Genomic DNA, 2,741 nt, shown 5'->3' with positions numbered 1-2,741 from the left:
CCTGGCCCGCGCCTATGGCGGCGGCGCGAACAAATGCCTGCAAGCCGCCGAACGCGTCGAGCTGATCAAACGGGTGCCGCTGAGCTGCTCCTGTGGTTTTGCCGAGCTGCAGTTGGTGAAGCTGCGAGTGGCCGAACTGGGTGGGCTGGTGATGGAAGAAACCTTCACCGCCAATGGCGTCGACCTGCAGCTGGCCCTCGGCGAGGCACATATCGACACCCTGCAAGCGCAGCTCGCCGACCTGAGTCGCGGGCGCATTCTGCTGGAGCGCTGAAACTGCCCACATCTACTGTGCACCTGCCTGTGGATAACCTGAGCACACTCGCCTGTAACCCTTCTGTCACAAGGGTTTCAGACGGTTGTACAGTTTTTGTTCAAGGCACTGCACGAAAGTATTAATCCAGCTCAAAAACAGTCAGTTAGGCGGGTTATGTCCTTTAGAACAAAGGGCCACAGCGCTTATATCCACCGGTCACGCTTGCGCACAATTACTGTGGAGCAACCTGTGGATAACCCGTGCAAGAGTGACCCCGCAGCAGAGCCTGCAACGTTCCGGCACAACTGAGCGTTTTTTGATCAACTTGCTGCTAGGCGCACCGGTATCAACTGAGCCACCGCCCACAGCACTTCAAACACCACGACAATCACCAATACAGTACTGGCACCATGGGCCAGCGCGTAGATCTGCCAGGTGGCAAACAGCACTCGGCCGGCGGCGTCGTAGCGGCCAAAGATCGCTTGTGGGTCGCGGATTCGCAGCACCGACCACACGCAGACAATCGAGCCCATCAGGTTCGCCATCAACATATGCACAGGCGCGAACGGCGGCAGCTCGCCGGGCAGGTTCAACGCCACCAGGGCGTTATGCAGCAGGACAAACGTCCAGGGTGTGACCAGTGCGGCGGTGACGATCAGGTCGTACCAACCGCTGGCCCGAACCAGTCGACGGTATTGGTGTGCGGTCCACATAGCCGTAAGCTCCTTAAATTCAAGAAGCCAGCAGGCTAAAGCCTGGAGTATGCTCCAGGGTCAAGCCCCCTTGAGCCCTCTACATGCGTATCGGCGAATTAGCCCAGGCCAGCCAGGTCAGTCGCGACACCCTGCGTTTCTACGAGCAACGCGGGCTGATTGCCGCGCAACGCAGTGCCAACGGTTACCGTGACTACCCCGCCGACATGGTGCAACTGGTGCTGTACATCAAGACCGCCCAGCGCCTGGGCTTCAGCCTGGGTGAAATCGGCAACAGCGTCGGCGCATTATGGCAAGCTCCAGACCCCGACAGCGCCGTGACCCAGCTCCTGCAAGACAAGCTCAACCTGATCGAAACCCGCATCGCCGAACTCGACCAACTGCGCCAGGAGTTGCAGCAAAGGCTCGGCCAGCGTTGTCCACTGAACCCGTGAACCTCCACCGTCAAAGGAAGCCATTCATGTCCACTTCAAAAACCGCACTGATTATCGGCGCCTCCCGGGGCCTGGGCCTTGGCCTGGCCAAGCAACTGCTGACGGACGGCTGGGAGGTGACCGCCACCGTGCGCGACCCGCAAAAGGCCGATGCCTTGAAGGCATTGGGCGAGGTGCAAATCGAAAAGCTCGACATGGATGACCAGCAGGCGGTAATCGCCCTCAGCCAGCGCCTCAAGGAAAAAACCTTCGACCTGCTGTTCGTCAATGCCGGTGTCAAAGGCCCGGCCAACCAGGAACCGGGCCACGCCACCCTGGCTGAAGTCGGCCAACTGTTTTTCACCAACGCCGTGGCGCCGATCAACCTGGCCCAGCGTTTTGTCGGGCAGATCCGCCCAGGCACCGGCGTGCTGGCCTTCATGAGTTCGATCCTGGGCAGTGTCACCATTCCCGACGGCTCGGATCTGGCGCTGTACAAGGCCAGCAAGGCCGCCCTCAACTCCATGACCAACAGCTTCGTCACCCAATTGGGCGATCAGAAACTGACCGTGCTGTCGTTGCACCCGGGCTGGGTGAAGACCGACATGGGTGGCGAAAACGCCCACATCGACGTGCCCACCAGCGTGCGCGGCCTGGTTGACCAGGTGAATGCCTACACCGGCAAGGGCGGCCATCACTTTGTGGACTACAAGGGCGACACCATCGCCTGGTAAAAAACCGGGATCGTTATCGGCCGATTGCCGTCGATAACGATCCACACGTAAACTGCGCACCTCGCCCTCCCCGGCGACCCTGGATCAGCAGACAGGGCAACACTGAGCTGGCAAACCTGAACCCATCATTCAGAGGAGCCGGCCAATGCCTGCGACCCGTATCTGGTTAAAAAACCCCCTCGCGATTTTCACTGCCAATGGCCTCGACGCCCGTGGCGGCCTGGTGCTGCAAGACGGTGTGATCACCGAAGTGCTGGGCTGGGGCCAAGAACCCTCCGTGCCCTGTGGGCAAGTCTTTGATGCCCGCGAGCATGTGGTGCTTCCGGGGCTGATCAACACCCACCATCACTTCTATCAAACCCTGACCCGCGCCTGGGCGCCGGTGGTCAACCAGCCGCTGTTTCCCTGGCTGAAAACCCTGTATCCGGTCTGGGCCCGACTCACCCCGGAAAAACTCGCGCTGGCGAGCAAAGTGGCCCTGGCCGAACTGCTGCTCTCGGGCTGCACCACGGCGGCAGACCACCACTACCTGTTCCCGGACGGCCTGGAACAGGCGATCGACGTGCAAGTCGACAGCGTGCGCGATCTGGGCATGCGCGCCATGCTCACCCGCGGCTCCATGAGC

The 2,741-nt window shown here is 60.9% G+C and carries 5 protein-coding genes; 4 read left to right on the top strand and 1 reads right to left on the bottom strand.

Going from position 1 to position 2,741, the window contains the following annotated elements:
- The coding region (locus HX846_RS19890) for a DUF1949 domain-containing protein (RefSeq protein WP_178965955.1) at positions 1-274 on the top strand (274 nt) is incomplete at its 5' end.
- A gap of 302 nt (positions 275-576) precedes the next feature.
- On the opposite strand, the gene HX846_RS19885 is transcribed toward HX846_RS19890, so the two are convergent.
- The gene (locus HX846_RS19885; protein WP_177036397.1) at positions 577-969 is read right to left on the bottom strand and encodes a hypothetical protein; all 393 of its coding nucleotides are present in this window, start codon (positions 967-969) and stop codon (positions 577-579) included.
- A gap of 83 nt (positions 970-1,052) precedes the next feature.
- Between HX846_RS19885 and HX846_RS19880 the strand changes: the two genes are divergently transcribed.
- The 3 genes from HX846_RS19880 to HX846_RS19870 form a co-directional block, all read left to right on the top strand.
- Complete coding sequence (locus tag HX846_RS19880; protein ID WP_003211171.1) at positions 1,053-1,403, top strand: MerR family transcriptional regulator; 351 nt, start codon at positions 1,053-1,055, stop codon at positions 1,401-1,403.
- Positions 1,404-1,429: 26 nt separating this feature from the next.
- Positions 1,430-2,116, top strand: coding sequence for an SDR family oxidoreductase (locus tag HX846_RS19875; RefSeq protein ID WP_102605232.1), 687 nt, complete (start codon positions 1,430-1,432; stop codon positions 2,114-2,116).
- 145 nt (positions 2,117-2,261) lie between these two features.
- The coding region (locus tag HX846_RS19870) for an amidohydrolase family protein (RefSeq protein ID WP_178965954.1) at positions 2,262-2,741 on the top strand (480 nt) is incomplete at its 3' end.

It is taken from the genome of Pseudomonas sp. K5002, assembly GCF_013386655.1.
In the GTDB taxonomy this organism is placed as follows: Bacteria; Pseudomonadota; Gammaproteobacteria; order Pseudomonadales; family Pseudomonadaceae; genus Aquipseudomonas.
Note: the sequence above shows the minus strand (reverse complement) of the source record. Positions and strands in the feature narration are given on the sequence as shown.

What these genes read in the sequence shown, in the direction of transcription:
- HX846_RS19875 (WP_102605232.1), top strand. Translation starts at nt 1,430, where the DNA reads ATGTCCACTTCAAAAACCGCACTGATTATCGGCGCCTCCCGGGGCCTG.
- HX846_RS19885 (WP_177036397.1), bottom strand. Translation starts at nt 969, where the DNA reads ATGTGGACCGCACACCAATACCGTCGACTGGTTCGGGCCAGCGGTTGG.
- HX846_RS19880 (WP_003211171.1), top strand. Translation starts at nt 1,053, where the DNA reads ATGCGTATCGGCGAATTAGCCCAGGCCAGCCAGGTCAGTCGCGACACC.